This is a genomic window from Hymenobacter citatus, from assembly GCF_014333615.1.
GTDB lineage: Bacteria > Bacteroidota > Bacteroidia > Cytophagales > Hymenobacteraceae > Hymenobacter > Hymenobacter citatus.
This window is the reverse complement of sequence record NZ_JACSCY010000006.1, coordinates 77,274-102,685: the sequence shown is the minus strand read 5'-3', so window position 1 is coordinate 102,685 and position 25,412 is coordinate 77,274. Positions and strand designations below refer to the sequence as shown.

At 56.8% G+C, this 25,412-nt stretch carries 15 protein-coding genes and 1 other RNA gene; 7 read left to right on the top strand and 9 right to left on the bottom strand.

Going from position 1 to position 25,412, the window contains the following annotated elements; genetic code table 11:
* Positions 1-31 precede the first annotated feature (31 nt).
* Positions 32-507: RNase P RNA component class A (gene rnpB, locus H8B15_RS10060), an RNA gene on the bottom strand.
* 235 nt (positions 508-742) lie between these two features.
* Here rnpB and H8B15_RS10055 point away from each other — a divergent pair.
* Complete coding sequence (locus H8B15_RS10055; RefSeq protein ID WP_187319558.1) at positions 743-1,972, top strand: S8 family serine peptidase; 1,230 nt, start codon at positions 743-745, stop codon at positions 1,970-1,972.
* A 94-nt stretch (positions 1,973-2,066) separates the two neighbouring features.
* Here H8B15_RS10055 and H8B15_RS10050 read toward each other — a convergent pair whose 3' ends face one another.
* The 4 genes from H8B15_RS10050 to H8B15_RS10035 all read right to left on the bottom strand — a co-directional run bounded on the left by H8B15_RS10050 (position 2,067) and on the right by H8B15_RS10035 (position 7,464).
* Positions 2,067-2,807, bottom strand: coding sequence for an outer membrane beta-barrel protein (locus H8B15_RS10050; RefSeq protein WP_187319557.1), 741 nt, complete (start codon positions 2,805-2,807; stop codon positions 2,067-2,069).
* 239 nt (positions 2,808-3,046) lie between these two features.
* Positions 3,047-4,918: a M1 family metallopeptidase gene (locus tag H8B15_RS10045; protein ID WP_187319556.1), complete on the bottom strand. Its 1,872-nt coding sequence runs from the start codon at positions 4,916-4,918 to the stop codon at positions 3,047-3,049.
* Between the two features lie 184 nt (positions 4,919-5,102).
* A complete protein-coding gene (locus tag H8B15_RS10040) occupies positions 5,103-6,206 on the bottom strand; it encodes a Smr/MutS family protein (RefSeq protein ID WP_187319555.1) in 1,104 nt (367 codons plus the stop codon).
* Positions 6,207-6,507: 301 nt separating this feature from the next.
* Entirely contained in the window at positions 6,508-7,464 is a 957-nt protein-coding gene (locus tag H8B15_RS10035; RefSeq protein WP_246455380.1) for a DUF2279 domain-containing protein, read from the bottom strand.
* Positions 7,465-7,689: 225 nt separating this feature from the next.
* Between H8B15_RS10035 and H8B15_RS10030 the strand changes: the two genes are divergently transcribed.
* A complete protein-coding gene (locus H8B15_RS10030) occupies positions 7,690-10,557 on the top strand; it encodes an alpha-amylase family glycosyl hydrolase (protein ID WP_187319554.1) in 2,868 nt (955 codons plus the stop codon).
* A 224-nt stretch (positions 10,558-10,781) separates the two neighbouring features.
* On the opposite strand, the gene H8B15_RS10025 is transcribed toward H8B15_RS10030, so the two are convergent.
* A complete protein-coding gene (locus H8B15_RS10025; RefSeq protein ID WP_187319553.1) occupies positions 10,782-11,633 on the bottom strand; it encodes an N-acetylglucosamine kinase in 852 nt (283 codons plus the stop codon).
* A gap of 382 nt (positions 11,634-12,015) precedes the next feature.
* Between H8B15_RS10025 and H8B15_RS10020 the strand changes: the two genes are divergently transcribed.
* Positions 12,016-14,589 carry a cellulase family glycosylhydrolase gene (locus tag H8B15_RS10020; protein ID WP_187319552.1) on the top strand — a complete coding sequence of 858 codons (2,574 nt, stop codon included), beginning with the start codon at positions 12,016-12,018 and terminating at the stop codon, positions 14,587-14,589.
* A 141-nt stretch (positions 14,590-14,730) separates the two neighbouring features.
* On the opposite strand, the gene H8B15_RS10015 is transcribed toward H8B15_RS10020, so the two are convergent.
* The 3 genes from H8B15_RS10015 to H8B15_RS10005 form a co-directional block, all read right to left on the bottom strand.
* A complete protein-coding gene (locus H8B15_RS10015; protein ID WP_187319551.1) occupies positions 14,731-15,807 on the bottom strand; it encodes a SusE domain-containing protein in 1,077 nt (358 codons plus the stop codon).
* Positions 15,808-15,884: 77 nt separating this feature from the next.
* A complete protein-coding gene (locus H8B15_RS10010) occupies positions 15,885-17,495 on the bottom strand; it encodes a RagB/SusD family nutrient uptake outer membrane protein (RefSeq protein WP_187319550.1) in 1,611 nt (536 codons plus the stop codon).
* Between the two features lie 19 nt (positions 17,496-17,514).
* Complete coding sequence (locus tag H8B15_RS10005; RefSeq protein WP_187319549.1) at positions 17,515-20,556, bottom strand: SusC/RagA family TonB-linked outer membrane protein; 3,042 nt, start codon at positions 20,554-20,556, stop codon at positions 17,515-17,517.
* A gap of 553 nt (positions 20,557-21,109) precedes the next feature.
* Here H8B15_RS10005 and H8B15_RS10000 point away from each other — a divergent pair.
* The 4 genes from H8B15_RS10000 to trpD all read left to right on the top strand — a co-directional run bounded on the left by H8B15_RS10000 (position 21,110) and on the right by trpD (position 25,374).
* Entirely contained in the window at positions 21,110-21,904 is a 795-nt protein-coding gene (locus H8B15_RS10000; RefSeq protein ID WP_187319548.1) for an alpha/beta hydrolase-fold protein, read from the top strand.
* Positions 21,905-22,130: 226 nt separating this feature from the next.
* A complete protein-coding gene (locus H8B15_RS09995) occupies positions 22,131-23,546 on the top strand; it encodes an anthranilate synthase component I family protein (RefSeq protein WP_187319547.1) in 1,416 nt (471 codons plus the stop codon).
* Between the two features lie 189 nt (positions 23,547-23,735).
* A complete protein-coding gene (locus H8B15_RS09990; RefSeq protein ID WP_187319546.1) occupies positions 23,736-24,320 on the top strand; it encodes an anthranilate synthase component II in 585 nt (194 codons plus the stop codon).
* 64 nt (positions 24,321-24,384) lie between these two features.
* Positions 24,385-25,374: an anthranilate phosphoribosyltransferase gene (gene trpD / locus H8B15_RS09985; protein ID WP_187319545.1), complete on the top strand. Its 990-nt coding sequence runs from the start codon at positions 24,385-24,387 to the stop codon at positions 25,372-25,374.
* Positions 25,375-25,412 lie beyond the last annotated feature (38 nt).

Sequence of the window (25,412 nt, the reverse complement as noted above, 5' to 3'; positions counted from 1 at the left end):
CCGCAACAGAAGTTGCGGCGGCCTTTTTGTTGCTGGTAATGAGTCTGTAAGCCGGGTTTTGTACGCGTTGCCGCGCCTCCACCATTTATCTAGGCCAGTCCTCGCGGAAAGGCTCCATCAACCTACCCACGGACGCCGGACGAGCCGCCCGGTGCCCCGGCCCGAAGGCCGAAGCGTATCCGCTTATTTGGTCTTTCAACCCCTGAGGTTTACCCAGCCGGCATGGTTGCCCAGCCGCTGGTGCGCTCTTACCGCACCTTTTCACCCTTACCAAATGGTGAGATGGTGAAATGGTGAAAGGATGAGTTTGTTGTTCTGCTTGCGCAGGTTGAACATGACTCACCATCTCACCACTCACCATTTCACCGCCTGGCGGTAATTTTCTGTGGCACTGGCTGTCCGAAGTTACTTTACGCTTCTCCGTCCTTCCCGTTAGGAAGCAGGGTGCTCTGTGTTGCCCGGACTTTCCTCGTCGCCTGAAGGCGCCGCGGTGGAGCGACTCATTACAGAAACAAAGGTAGTGCAATGAAAAATAGCAGTGCATTAACTCTGCGAAAATCCATGTTGAATACAGGTATTCTCTAATATATAACCTAAATTATTTTTTGTCATATTATATGGAAATAACAATAAAAGGGGTAGTTTGATGAGCCGATTATATCCGTAATCGATTTCTGATTATTGAATAATTGGTACTTAGCTCTTTTTAACTACCCTTTTCTTCCTTCCAAATTTCAGCAGTATGCAGAAAAAAGTACATCACCTGCGTTTTTCTTCCTGGGCATTAGTAGCGGCCGCAGCCGCGGGTGCCGCTACCCTCACTGCCTGCTCCGACGAAATGGCGATGCCATCGGAACCGGTTGTAGCCACTGTAACAAACGACGCTAAATCAGCCGATGAGGTAATAGCTGGTCAATACATTGTGGTGCTGAAAGACGGTGCCGTTGCCACTACCTCGGCCGATAACTATGAGGGCAAAGTGAAAAAAGTGAAGGCCAAGGCGTATGGCCTGCTGAAAGCGCACGGGCTGAGCGAACAAGCTGTGGGCCATGCTTATGGGCACGTGCTGAAAGGCTTCTCGGCTAAGCTGTCGGCTGCTGAAGCTGCAAAATTGCGCATGGATGCCAGTGTAGCCTATATAGAGCAGGATAAAGTTATTTCGTTGGGCAAGCCAAGTGGCGGCGGTGGTACTACTGCTCCTTCTCAGACCATCCCCTACGGCATTGCGCGGGTAGGCTACGGCGACGGCACCGGCAAAACGGCCTGGGTAATTGATACCGGAATCGACCTGGACCACCCCGACCTGAACGTGGATGCATCGCGCAGCCGCTCATTCCTGACCAGCGGCAAAGGCTACACATCGCCCGACGATGGCAACGGCCACGGCACACACGTAGCAGGTACCATTGCGGCCCTCAACAACAGCATTGGCGTGGTAGGAGTAGCTGCGGGCGCCTCCGTAGTGGCAGTACGCGTGCTCGACTCGCGCGGTAGCGGCTCTAACTCCGGCGTTATTGCCGGCGTTGACTACGTAGGGGCCGAAGGTAGAGCCGGCGACGTGGCTAACATGAGCCTGGGCGGCGGCGTATCACAGGCCCTCGATGATGCCGTATTAGCCGCATCGCAAGGCGGCGTGCTGTTTGCCCTGGCTGCCGGCAACGAAACTGACAACGCTAACAACCACTCACCCGCCCGCGTGAATGGGGACAACATCTTCACCATCTCCGCCATGAACAGCTCCGATAGTTGGGCTTCTTTCTCCAACTACGGCAACCCACCGGTAGACTATTGCATGCCCGGCGTTAACATCCAGTCGACCTGGATGGGTGGCGGCTACAACACCATCAGCGGCACCTCTATGGCTACCCCGCACATGGCCGGCGTGCTACTCATGAAGGGTAAGGGCTTTACGACCAGTGGCGCTGTAAAGAATGACCCTGACGGCAACGCTGATCCGATTGCGCATTTGTAAAAGGAGTATACACATTGAACAAGAAAGGCCAGCCTATTGTAGGCTGGCCTTTCTTGTTCAAGAGCAAAACCGATTATTTAATCAGTTAATCAGTTTATTGCCCAAACAATACACCAGTGGAAACCGAGAAGCCTTTACTTTTTAAATTATAGTGAGTGCCTATATATTCTCTTTGGTAGAAATCAGTTAAATCGTTAGTATACCGGAAATTAAGCAAGTAATGGGACTTCTGATGCCGCCAAGCAATTTCTGCTCCGCACACACTTGCTGGGATTACGCTAGGGTTGTTGAATATATTACTAGGATGCAAGTTGGGTCTATCCAATTCAACTCCATTTACTACTATGTTCGCTGCTATACCACCCTCCAAGTGCATTGTCAAAGGACCAATAGCGAAGGCCTGTAGATTGAGCAGTATAGGAATATGCAGATTGTCGATAACAAAGTTAGTGCGGTCAAGTGTATAGCCGCCAAATGGAGGAGCTTCAAAACTACCTCCTTCACGTAGGTAGTTTATTTCTAATTGGAAGGCTAAACGTTTGTAAATTTTTTGTCGATAAATCGCTCCCACTGTAAACCATTGGATTGGCTTGTTTTTGTCCTGAAAATCCACGGACCCGTCTGAAAATTGAACTCTGTAGGGAGTAGTTCGAAAATCGGCTTCACTCCCTGTCATATGGTAGTTACTATATCCAGTTCTAAACCCGAAATAGGTTTGCGTTTCAAAGGAGGTAGAATTGTTTGGCTCTGTTGTATTGCCAATAGTTTGTCCGTGAGTGCTTAAAGTAATTACTATCAGGCATGTAAATATGCCTGAACATTTTGTTAGATTCATGATATGAAAATGGTTTATAATGCATCGTGCGCATTCATAAACTAAGCCAAATCCTATTCGTAATGGGAATTATATGTGGGTGATTTTAATTGTCTGCCGAGTAAAAACCATAGACAGGATTCCTTAAAGCAAGGGTTGGCTAAAACCAGATAGCAATGATTTTTGGAGCAGTATAATACAGATTGCTTTCTCGTATTACCTCCAAAAAATCACTGTTATCTGGTTTTCTTATTCCCTACCTACTTACCCTCCCATACATTATCCTTCGGGAAGCTATCCGGCACATAGGTGCTACCCAGCACCATGCGCTTAGCCGTTTTGGTAGTTGGGATATCCAGCGTGACGGAGGTGTTGCCGGACTGCCACGCGGCCACGGAGCGGTGCAGTTTGGTGGTAGTGCCGTCCGTGAAGGTTACGGTGAGGTCTACCGGGACGGGCTTAGTGCCTTTAGCGGCTACGGTTACCTGGTAGCCGGTGGCTTGCTTGGTCACGGTTTGGATGGCTAGGTCGGGGTAGCCCAGGTCGAAGAACCAGCGCTGCCAGAACCAGTTCATGTTCTGGCCCGCACCGGCGTTCATCGAGTTGAAGAAGTCGTAGGGCATAGGGTGTTTGCCGTGCCAGTTGCGGATGTAGGTGTGCAGGGCTTTCGTGAATAACTCGTCGCCGAGCATGTCCTTCACATAGAGGTAGCCCAGCGCCGGCTTGGGGTAGGAGTTGAGGTAAAAGGGCGTGCCTGATTGCTGCGTGGTGAGCGTAACGATGGGCATGTCGTGCTCGGTGTGGGCAGCGCGGGCGTAGGGCGCCACGCCGTACTCGTCTACCACCTTAGGGTCGATGAGGGGCGAGATGATCCACTCGCCGATGGTGGCCCAGCCCTCGTCCATCCACCCGTACTTGGTTTCGTTGATGCCCATGTAGAACGGAAACATCGTGTGGAAAATCTCGTGGTCGGTGAGCGTGATGGCATCTTCGCGAGTCTTGGTGGGGTTGTCGTTCACCATCATCGGGTACTCCATCTGGTCGAGGCCGTCGAATACGGTTTCGTGGGAGTAGGGAAAGGGCCACTTCGGAAACGTGTAGCTCATGGCCTCCACCGTGCGGCGGGCAAAGTGCACGACCTCCTCAAAATCCTTGTGCTTGGGGTTATACGCGGCATCTACGCGGGTGCGGCGCTTGGTGGCGGGGTCTACCACCAGGCTGCTGGCCTGCCAGGCGTAGTGGTCGGAAGTAGCAAACACGAAATCCACCACATCGTCGGCCTCGAAGTGCCAAGTGTTCTGCGCGTTGTTTGTGGTGATGTTCTTGCGCTTTGCATCCGCGGCGCTAATAATCGTGACAACGTCGTCCTTCTTCTCCGCATCTTGCAGGCGCTGCACGTACTTTTTCTGCAACACCTGTGGGGCGTTGGTGAGCGTGCCGGTGGCCCACACCACAAAATCCTTAGGTACCGTAATATCCGCCTTGAAGTTGCAGAAGTCGTTGTACAGCTCCGCCGAGCCGGTGTAGGGAATGCGGTTCCAACCGTCGATGTCGTCGTACACGGCAATGCGCGGGAAGAAGTAGGCCACGAAATCGGCGCCCGGCTCTACCTCGCCGGTGCGTTGGTGCGAGCCTTTGTTGAGGGTGTAAGAGTAGGCCACCGTTACGCGGGCCGTTTGCCTGGGGCCAATGGCTTTGGGCACTGAAACCGTCATGTTGGTAGCGTCGATGCGGCGCTGGGCGTCGTCGGTGGCCTGGCCGTTGATGGTCAGCTGCTCGATTTGCACGCCGTCGGTGAGGTCGGCGGGGGAGAAGCGCGTGTCGCGCGGGGCACCTTTCTGGTAGATGTTGGGGTAGAGCTTGAACACCAGCTGCCGCAGCGAGTCGGGGCTGTTGTTCTGGTAGGCAATATCCACCGTACCTTGGAGCAGGCGGGTAGCCGGATTGAAATTGACCTTAATGGTATAATCGGCCGCGTTTTGCCAATAATTGGGACCCGGCAGGCCGTTTTCGGCGCGGGTGCCAGCGGCGTAGGTAGCAGCCAGGTTGCGCGGGATGGGTAGGGGCTGCTGGGCCTGTACCGCCAAGGAGCCAAGCGCCAGCAAAGAGGCGAGAGAAAGGATGCGAAACATGGCGCAAAGTACGCAATAAGCGCGCCTGGCTTTCTATAATAGAGAAAAGCCCGCAGCTGTCATCCTGAGCAGAGCGAAGGACCTTATCGCGCCAGAACGATAATCGTAGCAACGACTCGTTCTCACGTGATAAGGTCCTTCGCTCTGCTCAGGATGACAGCACAGTTGCGGGTTTTTACACTACCTACTTCAGCCGCACCAGGGTAGCGCCGTAGCCAAACTTCTCCTTGCGGGCATCCTCGAAGAACTTAATGTCTTTGTTCCGGCTCAGTTGCTTGTGAATTTCCTTGCGCAACGTGCCATTGCCGGCCCCGTGAATAAAGACGATTTCGTGCATGTTGGTAGCCAGCGCCCGCGACAATGCATCTTCGAACGTATCCATCTGGAGCTTGAGCATGGCGGTGTTGCTGAGGCCCTCGGCGCCCTCGGGGCGTAGGGCCTCGATGTGGAGGTCCAGCTCGTGGGGCGGGGCCACAATGGCCTTTGCGGGCTCGGGGGTAGGCGCCACGGTGTCGGGTTTGGCGGGCGCGTCGCCGGTGAGCTGGGCCTTTAGGGTTTCGGCCAGCTTCTCGGGGGTAGGCGGCGCGAGGGGCGCAGCAGGTTTCTCGTCGAGTTGGAACAGGTAGGCCTCCTTCTGAATAATGGGTGCCTGCTGGCGGCTCTTATAAAACGTAGCGGCCTTGAACTGGGTGCGCTTGCTGAGCAGATCGTAGGCCGTGGTGCCATTGAGCTGGTGGGGGAGGAGCTGCACCAGCACGGCGGGCCACTTATCGAAATCCTTGAGGTGCCAGTGGCCCAAGGGCTTGCTGGCAGCTTTGGGTTCAAGCTTGTCGGAAGCCAATCCGCGGTAGGTACCGTCGGGGCGCTCCTCGCCGTAGGTGTAGAGCACGTCAGCATCGGTGTTGTTGATGACGTGCACGGCCAGCAGCTCCGGCGATTGGTGCACCAATCCCAAGTACAGCCCCTTCGCAATCTTGACGGGCGGTGGGGTAGGGCTGCTTCCTTTTTTAGCTGATGCTGACGACGATGCGGGCGCGGGCTTTTCGCCAGCGGCCTGCGCGGCGCGGGCGGCGCCGGTGCTGGCAGCCTTGCGCTCGTTGGCCACGGCAGCGGCCGTTTTGCCGAAGGCTTTCTGCTCCTCGGCAGCTACTACCACCACCTCCCGGCGCAGTACCGGAATCGTGAAGTCATTATCAATGGCAACTTCCACCAGCTCATTATCGAGCAGGCGGGTAACAATGCCTTCTTCGCGGCCAGTCAGCAGCCGCACTCTATCTCCTACTTGCATATATCTATGGGGGGGGTGGTTCAATGTCAGAATACAACAAAAGTAACGGCCAAACGGTGGTAGCGTTGCTTATTAGTTGTCATGGGAGGGTTTTGCGAGTCGGTTGATGCGTTCAACGGTCCGCCTCACCCCCCGGCCCCCTACACTCGCTTGATGCGCGACATGAAGAAGGAGAGGGGGTGCCAGATGAGAAATGAAAAATATAGCAGCCTTTGCGTCTGCGGCGCCAGACCGGCCAACGTTGCGAACAGCCATAAAATCCGTGAAATCCGGAAAATTCGAGCGAATCCGTGGTTCAGACTTAATAATACAACCCATGCAGCACCAACCCGCGCCGACTATTATATTCCAAAGCAGGCGCGGGCAAATGGAAGATGCTGGCTACATAAAACACGCGGCGCAGGAGCTTGCTACGGGTAGGGATACGGCGCAGATCCACATCAAGCGAAAGGTAGTACTGGCGGTAGGCGCGCAGGCCCAGGGCGGCGTTGGCGTCGGCATCGTTGTAGACCATCTGCTGGGCGCCGTAACCCACTGCCGGCTGTAGCCAGCGGGGCCAGCGCGAGGTGGCGGGCATAAATGCACCCACATCGACGGCCAGCCAGTAGGTTTGGCCATTGTAATCTTTCAGCAGGCGCTCGGCAAACGAGCGGCCCAGCACATTGGGGCGCATGGGGGCGTAGCGGCTGGTATGGAATGATACTTTGGGCATGATGCGCACCTCGTTCCATGCCAGTTGCTGCCCAATCAGCCCAACCGAGCCCAGAAAATTAGCCGCCAGATCGGTGGCCGAGGCGCCGTAGTCGGGGTCGTGGCCGTCGAGGATTTCGATGGGGCTTTGTAGAAGAAACCCCACAAAGCCGCCGTACCAAATGGCCTTGCGGTCGTCGAGGCCCGCCCAGCGCAGCATATCCACGGCCCCCCGACTTTCGTGAAAGGCCCCCCAGAAGTGACCGGCTTTGTCCATCTGTTTCCACTCCGGAAAGTCATTGAACCAATGAAAACGGCTTTTTTCGCCCGTGTACCAGGCTTTGCTGAGGCCGTAGGTGAGGCCCGTGTAGGTAACTGCCAAGCCGCCGGCCAGCAGGGGCAGACGGCGGTTGAGGCGAGCTTGCCGCGACGAATCGGGTGGGGTAAGCGGAGGTGCTAGGGTAGAGGCGGAATAGGGAAAGTCGGGAAGCTGCGGTGCCGTGCGCAATTGGGTCAATGCCTGCGCTTGTGCAAGTTGCTGGGGCAGTCCTAATGTGAATAGCAGCAAAAGCCAGGGTGAAAACCAGCAGCCAAAAGAGCGAAAAAAAGACATTACAGCGGGGCAAGCAATAGCAAGCAACAAAACTACATACAAAAACTGGGTGCAATTAGATACTGGGAAAAGACAATGTGTACCTTTGCTATGCAAACGATTACGAAGCCGAAAAACAGCGTTTTTGCCTGAATCTGCTATCGTTCATTTTTCCAAATTCCCACTTTCTTACCGTTCTGAATGAAAAGACTTCGACTCATCTGTTTATTGCTGATGGTACTAAGCAGTGCGCCTGCTTCTTGGGCGCAGGTGGTGACAGCTACCCCTACCTTCTTCCGCGCAACGGATCAGGTAACACTCACCTTTGACGCTACCAAAGGCAACGCCGGCCTGGCCAACTACACCGGCGACGTATACATCTACACCGGCGTGATTACCAACCTGAGCACTACGCCCAGCGACTGGAAGCACGTAAAAAATCCGAACGGCTTTGGTACGCCCATTGCCGCCGAGAAGATGACGGCGCTGGGCAACCATCGCTACAGCATCACCTTCGTGCCCGAGGACTACTACCCCGGCCTGAAGGGCTCCGGCGAAACCGTACGACAACTGGCCATGGTGTTTCGTGGCGCAGGTGGTACGCCCGAGGGCAAAGGCACTGGCAACACCGATATTTTCGTGGATGTGTCACAAACAACGGCCTTGCAAGCCAGCATCACGGCACCGGCCACCAGCAACAACAACCCAGTGCTGGTAACTGGCGGCTCGGTAGCCGTGACGGCTACTGCCTCGGCGGCGGCTACGCTTACCCTTACCCTCAACGGCACGCAAGTGGCGCAGCAGGCCAATACTACCTCGCTCTCGGCCACGGTGGCCGTGACGCAGCCCGGCATCAATACACTGATGCTCACGGCCACCAACGGCACTACTACGGTTACAGATCAGCGCCTCCTGCTGGTGCAGCCCACCATCACGACGGCTGCCCTACCCGCCGGCGCCAAGAAGGACGGCGTGACCTACCTGAGCGGCGGCACTTCGGTTATTCTGAGCCTCACGGCCCCCGGCAAGCAGAGCGTGTACGTGATTGGCGAGTTCAACAACTGGCAGCCTACCGCCGCTACGCTGATGAAGCGCACCGATGCCAACGACGCCGAAAACGGCCGCTGGTGGGTGCAGATTGACGGCCTCACGCCCGGCCAGGAATATGCCTATCAGTATCTGGTAGATGGCAGCCTGCGCATCGCCGACCCCTACACCGAGAAGGTGCTGGACCCCAATAACGACCAGTACATTCCGGCCGTTACCTACCCCAATCTGAAAGCCTACCCCACAGGTAAGACCACGGGCATTGTGTCGGTATTGTCGCCGGGCGCCGCCGAGTACACCTGGACTACCACCAACTTCCAGCGTCCGGCCCGCACCAACATGGTGATATACGAGCTGCTGGTGCGCGACTTTGTGGCCCGCCACGATTACAAAACCGTAACCGACTCGCTGGCCTACCTCCAGCGCCTGGGCGTGAACGTGCTGGAGCTGATGCCTGTAAATGAGTTTGAGGGCAACGAAAGCTGGGGCTACAACCCCTCGTTCTACTTCGCACCCGACAAATACTACGGCACCAAAAACGACCTCAAAAAGCTCGTCGACGAGTGCCACCGCCGCGGCATTGCCGTGGTACTGGACATGGTGCTGAACCATTCCTTCGGCCAGTCGCCCATGGTGCAGCTGTATTTTGATGGGAACAAGCCCGCCGCTAACAGCCCGTGGTTCAACCAGGATGCCAAACACCCCTACAACGTGGGGTACGATTTCAACCACGAAAGCGCCTACACCAAGTATTTCACGAAGCGCGTGATGCAGTTCTGGCTGCAAGAGTACCACATCGACGGCTACCGTTTTGACTTGGCGGGCGGTTTCAGCCAAGTGCAGAAAACGGAAGCTACCTACGATGCTGTGTATGATCCTACCCGCGTAGCTATCTGGAAAGAATACTACGACTACCAGATGAGCGTAGACAATAACTCTTACCCTATTCTGGAGTCGTTTGCCGCCAATCAGGAGGGCAAGGAGCTGGCCGATTACGGGATGATGCTGTGGGGTAATCTGAACCATGCCTACAACCAAGCCACCATGGGCTACAGCGATGGGTGGGACTTCAGCTGGGGCTATTATCGGCAGCGCGACTGGAATCAGCCCAACCTGATTACCTACATGGAAAGCCACGACGAGGAGCGCCTGCAATTCAAAAACGCGGCCTTCGGCAACAGCAGCGGAAGCTACAACGTGAAGGATCTGGCTACCGGCCTGAAGCGCGACGAAATGGCCGCAGCGTTTTTCTTCACCGTGCCCGGCCCGCGCCTGATCTGGCAGTTTGGGGAGGTAGGCTACGATTACAGCATCAACGTGTGCGCCGATGGCACTACCATCAGCAACGACTGCCGCCTCAGCAACAAGCCCATCCGCTGGGACTACTACCGCCAGGCCAACCGTCGTCACCTCTACGACACCTACCGCGCCCTGATTGCGCTGAAAATGCAGCCGGTGTTTGCCGCGCCTACTGCCTTCTCGCAGGAGCTAACCGGCCAGGCCAAAGCCATTCACCTCTCCAATAGCGACCTGAGCGTGACGGTGCTCGGCAACTTCGGCGTGACGGCTACCACCGTCAATCCCCAGTTTCAGCAAACCGGTACGTGGTATAACTACCTCACCAGCACGCCCATAAACGTGGTCGATGCCAACGCCACCATCACGCTGCAACCCGGTGAGTATTTCGTCTATACGAACAAGCCCATTACCAAGCCCGCCAACTCGGTGCTGCCCGTGAAGAACGCGCAGGCCGTGAGCGGCCTCAAGCTGCTGGCCTCGCCCAACCCCACAGGCGGCACGGCCACGCTCTACTACGAGCTAAGCGCCGCCGCGCCCACCGTTACCGTGACGGTGCAAAACATGCTGGGCGCCACCGTGCGGACAGTGCCCGTAGCGGGCCGCCAGACCAGCGGCACCCACGAGCTGACGCTGCCCGTAGCCAACCTGGCCAACGGCGTCTACTTCGTACGCCTGCAAGCCGGCGCACAGCAGCAAACCACGCGCCTGGTAGTGCAGCACTAGGTGGATGTGTTGATGCGTTGATTTTTGATGTGTTGATTTTTAACAAAGAAGGCGGCTCCGTTTGGAGCCGCCTTCTTTGTTTGATAGACCGTCATGCTGAGCGGAGCCGAAGCATCTCTACGGTGAGTAAATGAATTACTATCAGTAGAGATGCTTCGGCTCCGCTCAGCATGACGGTCTAGTATCAACAAATCAACACATCAAAAATCAGCACATTAGAAACTCTATTTCTTGGCGAGTACGGTGTGGTAGGTCACCAGGTCATCAATAGGGGAGCGGATGATTTTGCCGACTTCCATATTGTGGGTTTTGGCGGCTTGCGTGAGAGCATCGCGGAAGTTGTAGCCCACCGAGCCGATGCAGTTGAAGCTGTATTCCTGGTAGTTGGGGTAATGCACCACCAAGTTGTCGAAGAACGTATTGAAACCTTCCAGCACGATGTCGCGGCAGTAGCTTACGTTGTTGTGGTCGTAGGCAAACTTGGCGAAGCTGGCCAGGAACCGGTTGGGTAGGGGCTGGTTGTAGAGGCGGTCGAATATTTCTTCGTTGTCCAACTCATATTGCTTCTGGAAAGCCTCCTGCAAGCCATCGGGGAGGTAGCCGCGCATGTAGTCGCGCAGCAGGCGCTTGCCGATGAACGAGCCCGAGCCCTCGTCGCCCAGGAAATAGCCCAGCGAGTCGATGTTCAGGGTTACGTCTTTGCCATCGTAGAGGGCCGTGTTAGTGCCCGTGCCCAGAATGGCCGCAAAGCCCTTTTCCAGGCCCAGCAGAGCGCGGGCGGCGGCAAGCAAATCGTGGCCTACATATACTTCCGACTGCTTGAACACGTGGCGCATGGCGGCGGCTACTGTTTCCACCTTCTCCGGGGTAGAGCATCCGGCCCCATAGTAATACACCTCACTGATGGCCGGCAGGTCCAGGTTATCGGGCAGGCTTTTTTCGAGCGACTCAATGATTCCCTGGGTACTGATGAAGTAGGGATTGTAGCCTTCGGTATTGAAATAAATGCGCGTGCCCGCGTTGTCGATTAGGCACCAGTTGGTTTTGGTAGAGCCGCCGTCAGCGATGATGATCATGGGAAGGGTAGAAGAAAGTAAAAAAAGAAATACGCAGCGTCCCAGAATAGGGTGTGTACTTACCGCGTAGTGCAGAATAGCGAAGCACGGAAAAGTTTTCGGTAGTTGAAAGTCGTTTATTGGGATATTGCTGAAAGGCAAGGATATGGAGTAATTAGAAAACAAGCGTATAGCTAAAAAGATAGTATTCGAAAGTTTGCGAAGGCAAAAGTGGATAAAATCAAAACGGATTGTTACACCAAGCTGGGAAGCGACAAATTCAGCCTGGAGCTAGACAAACGTTTGCGCTAACTTGCCGAACTTTTCAAACATGGGCAAGCACCAGCCTATTCCCGAAGTGGAAGCGCCGGAAGCTGGGCACTCTTTTTCTTCTTTTCTCTTCATGCAGAAAGTTTTCATTTTCCTTCTGTTTTCCTTTTCTCTGCTGCAAGAACCCGTTGCCCAGGCACAAAGTAGCGCCGCGCGGGGCGACGTGTATGTAGATAAGCAGGGCGTACTGCGCTGGCAGAAAGGCAGGCAGGAGGTAGCATTGTTTGGGGTGAACTACACCACACCGTTTGCCTATTCCTACCGTGCGCACCGGCGCTTGGGCGTATCCCCGGAGCAGGCTATCGAGCAGGACGTGTACCACCTGGCCCGGCTGGGTGTCGATGCGTTTCGGGTGCACGTATGGGATGTGGAAATCACTGATACGGTGGGTAATCTGCTGGAAAACGAGCACCTGCGCCTGCTCGATTTCTTGGTGGGCCGCCTCAAGGAGCACGGTATCAAGATCATCCTGACGCCCATAGCCTACTGGGGCAACGGCTACCCCGAGCCCGATACGGCCATGACGGGCTTCTCGTCCATCTACGACAAAGGCCAGGCCTACACCAACCCGCGGGCGGTGGCGGCGCAGGAGCGCTACCTCACGCAGTTCCTCAACCACCGCAATACCTACACCAAGCAGCTCAACCGCCAAGACCCCGACATCATCGCCTTCGAGGTGTGCAACGAGCCGCGCTACCACGAGCCAGCCGCGCAGGTCACGGCCTTTGCCAACCGCATGGCCGCCGCCATTCGCAATACCGGCTGCCGCAAGCCGGTGTTCTACAACATTGCCGAAAACCCGCGGGTGCACGAGGCTATTCTGAATGCCAAGGTAGACGGCATCACCTACCAATGGTACCCCGAAGGGCTGGTGGGCGGCCATACTCTGCATGGTAACTTCCTGCCTTACGTCGATCAATACCCAATTCCCTACCGTCAGGATAAGCGTTTCGCCTCGAAGGCGAAGATGGTGTACGAGTTTGAGTCGGCGGATATTTTGCAGCCCATCATGTACCCGGCCATGGCCCGCAGCTTTCGGGCCGCGGGTTTTCAGTGGGCCACGCAGTTTGCCTACGACCCCCTGGCCATTGCTTACGCCAACACCGAGTATCAGACCCACTACCTCAACCTAGCTTACACCCCCTCAAAAGCCCTGAGCCTATTGATTGCCGGGCAGGTGTTCCGGCAGGTGAAGCGCGGACAGCAAACCGCCGCCTACCCCGCCGATTCTACGTTCGGCGCGTTTCGCATCAGCTACCGCGAGCAACTCAGTGAGATGAATACCCCTGAAGCGTTTTATTACACCAGCAACACCCGCACGCAGCCCCAGAAGCCCGCTGCCCTCCGGCACGTGGCCGGGGTAGGGTCATCGCCGGTGGTGCGTTACGGGGGCACTGGCGCCTACTTCCTAGACCAACTGGCGCCCGGTGTGTGGCGCCTGGAAGTGATGCCCGACGCCGTGCAGGTAGCGGACCCTTTCGCGCAAACCTCGCTGCAACGCACCGTCACGCGCATCGAGTGGAACCCGCAGCCCCTGCGTATCTCGTTGGCTGATCTGGGGCCGCAGTTCACCATGCGTGGTCTTAACAAAGGCAATGCCGCCCAGGCGCAGGCTACTAACGGGGAAGCAGTTGTGCGGCCCGGCGTATACCTGCTGGCGGCTCCGCAACGGAATACGACTGCCTGGACTGCCCAAACGCGGGTAGGCGCGCTGCTGCTGGGCGAGTTTGTGGCGCCCGCACCGACCGTTGCCGACCTACAGGTACTACACGAGCCCTACCCCCAGGTAGCGGCCGGGCAGCCGTTGCGCCTCACCGCCAAGGTGGTAGGGCTGGCTCCTACTGATAGTGTGCTGCTAGTGGCGCAGCACTACTACGGCCGCACCCAAACCCTACCCATGCAACGCATAGCCTATCCCTCGTTTGAGGCCACCGTGCCCGCCGAGCTGCTGTATCCGGGCCTGCTACGGTATTGGATAGTGGTGAAGCAAAAAGGCAGGACAACCACGTTTCCGGGTAGTTTTGCGGGCTCGCCGCGCCAATGGGACTATGCGCATCCAGAGCATTGGGAAACCGCCATAGTGCCGGCCGCTGCGCCCCTACCCCTGTTCACCGCCGCTACCGACCAAGACCAGGTGGAGCTAGGGCGCATTGGGGAGGGTAGCTATGCCGACTACGTAACCAGCCCTGCCACCGGCGCGCTGGCCGTACGCCTGATTGGCAAGCCTCAAGCCGGTACCGACGTCGCCAGCAATACCCCGGCCATGTGCCTGCGGACGTATTTTGGCGATAAAGTGCAAGGACGTCGCCAAGACATGCTCGACGTCAAAGAGCTGGTACTAACCGGGGCCGCCAGCCAAGCGGGCACCACTGTGCAAGTGGTGCTGGTGACCAAAGATGCAGCTGCCTATGCTACTACGATAACGCTAGGCACTAACCGGCAGACGATGCGCGTGCCCCTGGCTGACTTCCGCCCAGCGCCATTACTACTGAGCCCGCGGCCTTACCCCAGTTTCCTCCCCCTCACGTTTCAGCCCGCCACGCAGCCCCCAGTGCTACGGCTAGCCGATGCTGAAGTGCTTCAGGTGGTACTACCCGCCGCACCTGCCGCCCGCCACGTAGATATTGAGTCGGTGCAGTTGCGGTGAGACGAGGGCTGCTACGGCCTACCAGCCAAACGATAACACAGTATTCGTGCTACAGTAAACGAAGATGCCCCGTAGCCTCTCACCTATAAAAAAGGCTCCTGATTATTATCAGGAGCCTTTTTTATAGGTGAGAGGAAAACGCTAATTCCTGCGGAGGGAATAAGAATAGTTGCCAGCACCCTGACTTAAATCAAGCGTAACCAGGTAGCTACCAGCTGCCGTGGGACCTTTGATGTTGTCGCCGCCAGCGTCCAGCACGCCGTCTGCTTTATTGTCGCCGTAGTTGATATCCCAAGCATTGTTGGCTCTAAATTTAATCTCACCACCAGCACTCAAGTTCATCGTAGCCGACCACGTGCCAGTGGTCGTATTGTACGTTAGCGGCGTTTGGTTGTCCCACCCGCCGGGGGTAGCTGAGCCAATAGCAGCCCAAGTAGTAGGCGTCGCCGTCCACGTCAGGTTAGGAACATTTACTACCAGGCGGTAGTAGCCTGTAGCGGGCAATGAAATGTCACCACCAGCCGTAGAAAGTTTTCCCGAAACCTCCTTCGTAGCAGGATCAGTCGTAGTAGTGCCCGAAATACCATAGTTGGTATTGTCCCAGTTAGGTGCACTTGTAAACTTGAAGCCGTTGGGATCCGTGAAATTCACGTAGCCTTCGTACGTGCCGTTGTTGGCTGGCGAAGCTATCTTAGGTGCTTTGTCAGGCGCCCAGCCTTGGTAATTGCCCGGAACGTACAACGAGGGGTACGCAATGATGGACAGGTAGGGCATAGCCGTTACGGAAGTAACGCCCGATTGCTGCGCGTACGTAGTGTTGCTGCTCACATTGGAGAGCACACGTGCATCTAGCTGACCCGATGAGCCCGGCGCAATGCCCAAAGCTAGCAGCGTGCTGTTCAATTCTGCTACCGTGAATGCCCGCTTGGTAGCAGTAGTAGTGAACTCGCTGGGTGATTTAAAATTGTTGCCCTTCACGTCAAGCTGCAAGGTGTACGTTACAGCAGCAGGGTAGCCATAATCGGCGTTGGTCCAATTGAAAACTACGGCTTCTTTAGCCGCATTATCGGCAGAAAGTGCGCCAAGGGCTGTAGATGAAGCTGTAAGCGTCGGCCCGCCATTCGAGCTAATTACCGCTCTATCTTCGTCCTTTTCACACGCGGTAAGGGCTAGGGCAACTGCGCCTATTCCCAGTATTTTGGTAAACCAAGTTTTCATTGTGTGGGAAATTATAATGTCGGAAAAAGGAACTACACAGGCTGCCAAGCGCCAACTGGCGCTTGGCAGCCTGCTTATTAGTAACCTGGGTTCTGCGTCAGGTTGGGGTTCACGCTCAAGTCAGCAGCTGGAATTGGGAACAGTCGACGAGAGTCATCTACGGCCCGGCCACCGGCCACGCCACCTTTCCAGGCCCACAGGTAGGAGCCTGTGGTGAAGCGCTCAAAGCGAATCAGATCGGTGCGACGGGTAGCTTCCCAGTACAGTTCGCGGGAACGCTCGTTCAGGATGAAGTCCAGCGTGAGCTGCGAAGCCGTGATGTTGCCCGCGGGAGCGTTGTTGAATGCCCGCGCCCGCACACGGTTCATATAGGTAAGGGCCAGGGCTTGGTCGCCACCGCCGCGCAGGGCAGCTTCAGCATACATCAGGTACACATCGGCCAGGCGGAACATGGGGAAGTCGGTGTCCACAAACACCAGGTCGGAGCCGGGTTTACCAGCCGAGGAGATGTTCTTGAATTTGATAGGCACGTACCCGTCCGTGAAAGTGGTTTGCGAAGTCACTTCCAGTGACTGGCCACCCGTCACAAACTTGGCCCGAGAATCGGCCGCCGTATCCGGGAACTGCTGGTACAGGCGTGGCGTGGTCCGGATGCCACCCCAGCCCCCGTTGATGCCGTAGCTGGCTGGATTCCAGAAGGAGTTAGCCGTGCCCGATACGGCAGCGTGCGTCAGGAAGGTAGTGCCGCCGTAGGTCTGCGTCAACTTGCCATCATACACAATCGGGAAAATAACTTCCTTGCTTGTGTTGTTGTCGGTACGGAACAGGTTTTTGTATTGTGGTGTCAGCGAGTACACACCGCTGTCAATCACGCGTTTGGCGTAAGTGGCGCAGTCAGCGTTGCGCTCCGTGCCAGTATATACCTTGGCATTGAGGTAGAGCTTGGCCAGCAACGTCCAGGCGGCGGCTTTGTCGGCGCGGCCATAGAGGTTCTGGCCGGGAGCCGCCAGGTCGGCGTCAATAGCTTTCAGCTCCGACTCGATGTAAGTGAACAACTCAGCCCGGGTGGTCTGGCGGGGTGGGGTAGTGCCCCCAATCTCATCGTTTTCCGTGGCGAAGGGCGGGTTGCCAAACAGATCCAACGCGTGATAGTAGGCCAGGGCGCGCAGGAAACGCACCTCAGCCCGCAGGCGCTGGATGTTGGTCAAATCGGCCCCCGTGATGCCGCGGCTGCTGAGGTTGGCATCGGTAGCCTGCGCCAGGAAGCCGTTGCAGAGCGTTACTTCGTACAGAATGCGGCTGTATAAACCCCGAATCAGCACGCCGCTAGACGTCCAGTTCATGTTGTGCCAGTCCTGCACGCCGGGGTCACCCCACTGGATAACGGCCTCATCGGTGGTCAGCTCCTGCGCACTCCACAGGGAGCGAACGTAGTCGGAAGTGCCTTGGTCGATGCCCAGAATGTCGCCGGTAGTGGCATCTGGGCCCTGGCCGCCCGTTACGGCAAAACCGCTGTATACTTTGGCAGCTACGCGCTGGTAGCCCTCCGCATCCTTGTATACGCTCTCCGTGTTCAGGTCGTAGGTGGGTACGCGGTCCAGGTCGTCATTACACGAAGTAGTGGCCAGCAGGGAGCCGGCAACGAGGCCCAGGCCCAGGGTACGGCGGAAGATATATGATGTTTTCATTATAAAATCAGAGAGACAATTACAGGCTGAGGTTCAGGCCAATCGTGTAGGTGCGGGGGCGGGGATACACGTTGTTGTCAACCCCGTTGAAAATCTCTGGATCAAGACCCGAATACTTTGTAATCAGGAACACGTTTTGAACAGCAGCCGTCAGGCGCAGATTCCCGCGGTTGCCCATTATTTTGCCGGCGTCGTAGCCCAGGGTTATGTTTTCCATCCGCAGGAAAGAAGCGTTCTGGATATAGTAATCCGAGGAGTAGCGCTCTTGCTTCAGGTTGGTGAAACCCGTGTAGAGGGCATCTTGGGTAGCGTTGGTGATTACCGTGGGCTGGCTGGTGATGCCATTGTAGGTGCCATTCTGCGAGTCTACGTTGTTGTACAAATAGCTGCCCAGCTGGCTGCGCAGCGTAAAGGCCAGGCTCAGGCGGTCGTAGCTCATGTTGGAGCTGAAGCCCAGGATAACGGGCGGGGCAGCCTGCTTGTACACGTACCGGTCGTTGCTGTTGATGATGCCGTCACCATTTAGGTCGGCATATACATCTTGCAGCGGCTTACCATCGGCGCCGTATACTTGCTTGTACACATAGAAGGACGAGGAAGGCTCGCCTACCCGGTAGATGCCAATGTTGGTGCCGGTACCGCCCGCTACGCCATTGTTCTCAATACCAGCAAAACCTTCTACCTGTGGCCCGAGCGACAGGATCTTGTTCACGTTGTAGGTACCGTTGGCGTTCAGCGTCCAGGTGAAGTGCTCACCCTGTACCGGCGTCGCGTTCAGGTTCAGCTCGACACCCTTGTTTTCCAACGAGCCTACGTTCGACACCAGTTGGTTGGTATAGTTGGTCAGGATCGGAATGGGAATAACGGCCAGCAGGTCTTTGGTTTTGCGGTAGTACACGTCTACCGAACCGCTCAGGCGGCCATCCAGGAAGCCGTAATCGATACCGGCGTTATAGGTGGTAGTTTGCTCCCACTTCAGGTTGCGGTTGAAGCCCTGCGGAGAGTAAGGAACGTAGTACTCATACTGGCCAGTGGCAGGATTATAGAAACCGTACTGCGCCTGCAGGGAGTTGACAGTGTAGCGCTGAATGTATGGGTAGTCGCTACCCGCTGCGCCTACAATATCCTGCTGACCAGTGATGCCGTAGCCAGCCCGCAGCTTCAGGTCGGAGAACGTGTTGTTGTCCTTCAGAATCGACTCGTTCTTGATGTTCCACGCGGCCGAAACAGCGGGGAACAGGGCGTTGCGGTTATAGGAGGGGAAGCGCGACGAGGCATCGTTACGCAGCGTACCCGTAAGTACGTACCGGTCGTTGATGCTCAGATTAGCGCGGCCGTAATACGAGAGAATGGTGTATTGCGTGCGGAACGGATTAACTGCTGCCGCCCGGAAGATGGTGGTACCGTCGGCCAAGTAGGTAGGCAGATTGGGCGAGGTAGTTACAAAGTCCTGGTAGGAATAACCAGCCAGCAGATCCAGGCGGGTTTCGCCGAATTGCTTGGTGTAGTTGAGGTAGGCTTCTAGCAGTTTGTTGTCGCGGTTCTGGGCGTAGCGGTTGAACGAACCACCCTGGCGGCCAGTAATGGAAGCGTCCAGGGGGCGGTTGAAATACGCAGCCGCGGCCGCTGCATCAACCAGGTTGCTACCGTTGCTGCGGGTAACATCGTAACCCAGGTTCACGTTGGCGTGCAGGTCGCGGAAGAAGGGTAGGGCGTAGTCCAGCTGAATGTTACCGATGCTCCGCTTCACGGTGCTCCGGTCGCGGCGCAATTCCAGCAGGGCCAGCGGGTTACGGGGTACGTTCTGCTGGGGCACACCGCCGGCGCTTTGCAGGTACTCGAAGTAGCCACCGTAGCCTTCAGCGCCGCTGCGCACGGGTTGGGTAGGGTCGAAAGCCAGGGCTGCGCCAATGGCGCCAGCGTCAGCAAAGTTGTTGTCGATGATAGACCCCTTCACGTTCATGTTCACCTTCAAGGTGTTGTCGAACAGCACAGGGGTCAGGCTGATGGAGCCCGTGTTACGGATGAGGCGGTTGGTGCGCAGGATACCCTGCTGCTCCAAGTTGCCATATGAAACCCGGAAAGGGAGTTTGCCTACTGCGCCGGCCACGCTCACGTTGTTGTCGGAGGTGAAAGCCGTGCGGAAAATCTCGTCCTGCCAATTGGTGTTGCTGGAACCCAGCAGGTTGCTTTTGGTAGGGGCCACGCTGGCTACGGTATTGCGTAGCTGATCGGCCGATAGCACGTCTACTGAGTTGTAGCGCTTCGAGACAGAAGCCAGCGAGCTAACGTTCACTGTTACTTTCTCGCCCTGCACGCCGCGCTTGGTGGTAATCAGGATAACACCGTTTGACGCACGCGAGCCGTAAATAGCTGTGGCCGACGCGTCTTTTAGCACCGTGTAGGTTTCAATATCGTTGGGGTTGATGAGGCTCAGCGCGTTGGCTGCGCCGCTCACGCCGCTGTTGTCTACCGGTACGCCGTCAATCACAATCAGCGGGTCGTTGCTGGCGTTCAGCGACGAGCCCCCGCGAATGCGGATGGTAGTGGCCGCGCCGGGAGCACCGCCGCCGGTCGTGATTTGCACACCGGCTACCTTGCCCTGGATCAGCTGCTCGGGGTTCGTTACCTGACCCTTTACAAACTGCTTCTCGTCAATCTGCGTCACAGCGCCCGTTACATCCTGCTTGCGCTGGGTACCGTAGCCTACTACCACCGCTTCATTCAGCAGGGTGGTGTTTTCGCCAATAGTAACAACAGGCACCACCGTGTTCTGGCCGTTGTTTACCGTAACCGGCTGACGCTGCGTATTATAGCCTACAAAGGAAATAATCAGCGTCTGTGGGCCGGTGGGTACGTTCTGAATAGAATAGGTGCCATCGGCATTGGTAGAGTTGCCAAGCGAGGTGCCTTCTATCACAACGGTCACGCCGGGCAAGCCCTGTTTCTGTTCGTCCACCACGCGGCCACTCACGGAGCCGGTTTGGGCGAATGCGCCAGTGAAACCAGCGCACACAATTAGCAGGAGAAACAGTAGTTTCACCAGGTAAGGGTGTTTCATTGAAAAATAATTAGGGTTGGGAATTTAACTGTCGGCAAAGCCGATTTGCAAACGATTTCGGCGCTTACGAGAAATTACACGCTTTGGCTACTTAAGCGGTTATTTTTCGCCCAAAATTGAATGTAAAGACGAAGATACTATGATAAAACCTATAAAAACAATTGTGATTTAGGTGTTGCAAGGTCATATTCAGCGGTTGGCAGAACATTCACACAAGGCCACTGGATATTTGCTACCGCAAACGTTTGGGTAGGTTTAAGATAGTATGTTAATTACGAATAGGTTATGAGTAGCAAGCTGCGCTTATCTGAAGAAATTAAGGCTGCAATTCAAGTTGTATAAAATGAAGATAGGGCACTGAAAAAAAATAGTTGTTCACAATCTTTTTTCAGTGCCCTATCTATAAATTCTGCTCATTTGCTAGCACGCCGAAATTAAAAGGAGATAGCGTGACAGAGAAAATATGTGTAAGAACAGGCCAAGCGTAGCGCGTAAGGTAGGGTGGGGGCGGGTAGGTAGCGTTTGCTTACTAGCACTCTGCGGGTTAGAGCCGGTGCAAGCGCAAAAGCTGCATACCGCTTCTGCTACCGTGACGACGCTGGAAATAGCACTACCCCAATTGCATCGCACACGCCGGGTGTGGGTGTACCTGCCGCCTAGCTACGCCACCAACCACCGCCGCTACCCTGTGCTATATTTACAGGATGGCCAGAACGTGTTCGACGAGGCCACCAGCTTCAGCGGCGAGTGGGGCGTTGATGAAACCTTGGACCGGGAGAAACATGCCGTCATTGTGGTAGCCGTGGATAATGGTGGCGACAAGCGTCTGGACGAGTACTCGCCCTGGCGCAACCCGCAGTATGGTGGCGGGGAGGGTAGGGAGTACGCCGCTTTTCTCACGGAAACCCTCAAACCCTACGTCGACCAACACTACCGCACCCGCGCTAGGCGGCGCCACACGGGTATTGGAGGTAGTAGCATGGGGGCACTCATTGCTTTGTACGCTGCCCTGCGCTACCCGCAGGTATACGGCAGGGTAGGGGCCTTTTCGCCGGCGCTCTGGTTTGCGAAAGATTCGTTAGACCACTTCGTGCAGTATGCTCGGCCGGGGCGTGCTACCCGATTCTATATGGTGGCTGGGCAGCGCGAAAGCGAAACAATGGTACCCTACCTCACACAACTGCGCGACCAGCTGCATCAGGCCGGCGTGCGTTCAGCCAATCTGCGCTTGGTGGTGCGCCCCGATGGCCAGCACAACGAAGGTTTCTGGCGCCGGGAGTTTCCGATGGCGTATCAATGGTTGTTTGGTGGAAAATCAGCGGAAACCAAAAAAATACTTGCGCCGTAAACTCGGCTGCTTACCTTTGTGGCACGTCGAATAGACGGTAATCCAACTCATGAAATCGCAACTTTCTCTGCAAGCCTGGTGGTGGCCTCTCCGAAACTCCGGACGGGATACCCTGTGCGTGCGGTAAAGTTCTATACTCCGCATATGTGAACAGAAAGCCCGGCCGACCGCCGGGCTTTCTGTTTTTCAGCCCTTTTCTACCTCCAACCTCGCTACGCTCTGCCCAATGCCGCATTTCACGCTTAAGTCTCGCCACCTCCGGGTGCTGGCCGATACCGTAACCCCTGTGGGCCTCTACCTGCGCCTGCGCGACCGGTACGACAACTGCCTGCTGCTGGAAAGCTCCGACTACCACGGGCAGCAAAACGCCTTCAGCTACCTGGCCTGCGACCCGCTAGCCCGCTTTGAGGTGCGGCGCGGGGTAGTGAAGCAGACCTTCCCCGATGGCACTGTGGCCACGGAAACGCTGACCGAGCCCCGCGCAGCGCTGGCCCGCCTGCAAGAGTTTGCGCAGAGCTTCCAGACCGAAGAAAGTGGCTTCGATTTCATCACGGGTGGTCTGTTTGGCTACCTGGGCTACGAGGCGGTGCAGCATTTCGAGGACCTCGACCTGAACGCGGCCAAGCAAGCGGCCGGCGACATTCCGGAGATGCTGTACGGCACCTACCGCTACGTCATCGCCCTCAACCACTTCCGCAACGAGCTGTACGTGTTTGAGCACACGTTGGAAGGTGAGGCCGTGGATGAGGATGGCCTGAAACGGCTGGTAAACCTGATTCGGAATCCATCTTTACCGGAGTTCCGGTTTCAGACTCAGGGCGAAGTAGAAACCAACCAAACCGACGAGGAGTTTTTGCGGGTGCTGGCGCAGGGGCAACAGCATTGCCTGCGCGGCGACGTATTTCAGATTGTATTGAGCCGGCGTTTCCAGCAGGGCTTCACGGGTGATGAGTTCAACGTGTACCGGGCGTTGCGCTCTATCAACCCCTCGCCCTACCTGTTCTATTTCGACTACGGTAACTTCAAGATTTTTGGCTCCTCGCCCGAAACACAACTCCTTATAAAGGGGAGTAAGGCGAGTCTCTATCCCATTGCCGGCACCTTCCGCCGCACCGGCCACGATGCCGAGGACGCCGCCGCCGCCGAGCGCCTGGCTCAAGACCCCAAGGAAAACGCCGAGCACGTGATGCTGGTGGACCTGGCCCGCAACGACCTGGCCCGCCACGGCGACCAGGTAGAGGTGAAGGTGTTCCGCGAAATCCAGTTTTACTCCCACGTCATTCACCTGGTGAGCGAGGTGACGGCCCAGTTGCTACCCGGCACCAACCCCTTGCAGGTAGCGGCCGATACCTTCCCGGCCGGCACGCTCTCGGGGGCGCCCAAGCACCGCGCCATGCAGCTCATTGATCAGCTGGAACCCACCGCCCGCGGCTACTACGGCGGCTGCTTGGGCCACCTGGGCTTCAACGGCGACTTCAACCACGCTATCATGATTCGCTCCTTCCTCAGCACCGACAACCAGCTCTACTTCCAGGCCGGCGCCGGGGTAGTAGCCGCTTCCGACATTAACTCCGAACTCAACGAAGTACACCACAAGCTGGCCGCCCTGCGCAAAGCCCTGAAAGAGGCTGAGCAAGTGTAGAATGGGGGCTTAAGGTCTTGGGGGCTTAGGGTCTTGGATGACGTTGAGCCTTTTACCGCCGGCCCGTGTGTTGTGTAGCTGATTGATAAACTCAAGTTTGAATACTAGATAGAGATGGGAGTGGGGAGCTGGGGTGTAGGGTAATAACCCAAGACCCCAAGACCCCAAGACCCCAAGACCCTAATCTCCATGAAAAAGATTCTCGTCCTCGACAATTACGATTCCTTTACCTACAACCTGGTGCAGCTGCTGCGCGAGTTGGGCTACGGCGACCAAACCACCGTCATCCGCAACGATAAGCTGACGCTGGAAGAGGTAGAGCAGTACGATGCCATTATGCTCTCGCCCGGTCCCGGCGTGCCCGCCGACGCGGGCCTGATGCCACAGGTAATCCAACGCTATGCGCCCACCAAGCGCATGCTGGGTGTGTGCCTGGGGCACCAGGGCATTGCCGAGAGCTTCGGCGGCACGCTCTACAACCTGCCGGCTGTGCTGCACGGCATTGCGACGGATGCCGACATCATCACTGGCAACGACCGGCTGTTTGCCGGCCTACCCACGCAGTTCAAGGTAGGGCGCTACCACTCCTGGGTAGTACAGCCCGAGTCGATGCCGGCCGAGCTGGAAGTGACGGCCATTGACGCCCAGGGGCAGGTGCTGGCCTTCCGCCACCGCGAGTATGATGTGCGCGGCGTACAGTTTCACCCCGAATCTATCCTGACGGAGTACGGTAAGGAAATGCTGAAAAACTGGCTGGAAGGAAACGACGAATAGAACGAAAGTCCCCTCCTTAGCTGAGGAGGGGAGTGCCCCTGACCCTCCCTCGAAATTCTCCCACGTGAAACACCTTCTCAATACCTTATTTGACCAACAACCCCTGACCCATGCCGAGGCCCGTGAGGCCATGACGCAAATCGGGCAGGGCGGCGCCAACGCTTCTGAAATGGCAGCCTTCATGACCGTGTACCGAATGCGGCCCATCACGGTGCCGGAGTTGGCGGGCTTCCGCGACGCGCTGCTCGAACTCTCCCGTGACCCAGAATTGGGCACGCACGACGTAGTAGACATTGTGGGCACGGGCGGCGACGGCAAGGACACGCTCAATATCAGCACCCTGGCTTGCTTTGTGGTGGCGGGCGCGGGCTACCCGGTGGCCAAGCACGGCAACATTGGCGTGTCGTCGGTGTGCGGCTCGGCCGATGTGTTGGGGAGCTTGGGAATAGACTTTGGGGTAGGCAACGACGTGCTAAAGCGGCAGCTGGAGCGGGCCAATATCTGCTTTTTGCACGCGGCGGCGTTTCATCCGGCCATGCGCCACGCCGGACCTATCCGGCGGGAGCTGGGCGTGCGCACGTTCTTCAACATTCTGGGGCCGTTGGTGAATCCGGCGCGGCCGCGTTACCAGGTGGCGGGCACGTTCAGCCTGGAGTTGCTGCGTCTGTATCAGTACCTTTTCCAGCAAACCCAGGCACGCTACACCGTGGTGCACGCCCTGGATGGGTATGATGAACTGTCGCTGACCGGGGCGGCCAAAGTAGCCACCAGCACCGGCGAACGGGTAGTGACTGCGGGTGATCTGGGCCTGACGGCCACCACACCTGTTAGCCTGGCGGGCGGGCGTACCGTAGAAGAATCGGCCCGGCTGTTTCTGGACGTGCTGGAGGGTAGGGCCACGCCTGCCCAGCGCGACGTGGTGACGGCTAATGCAGCCTTGGCTATTCAGTGTCGCGAAACAGAGTTTACCTTTGCGCAGGCCCTGGCGGCGGCGCAGGAGTCCCTTGATTCGGGGCGGGCCCGCGAGGCGCTACGCCGCTTGCTGGCCGCTTAATTTCACTTTGTTTGAACGCCTACCACGCGCCGGAGCGT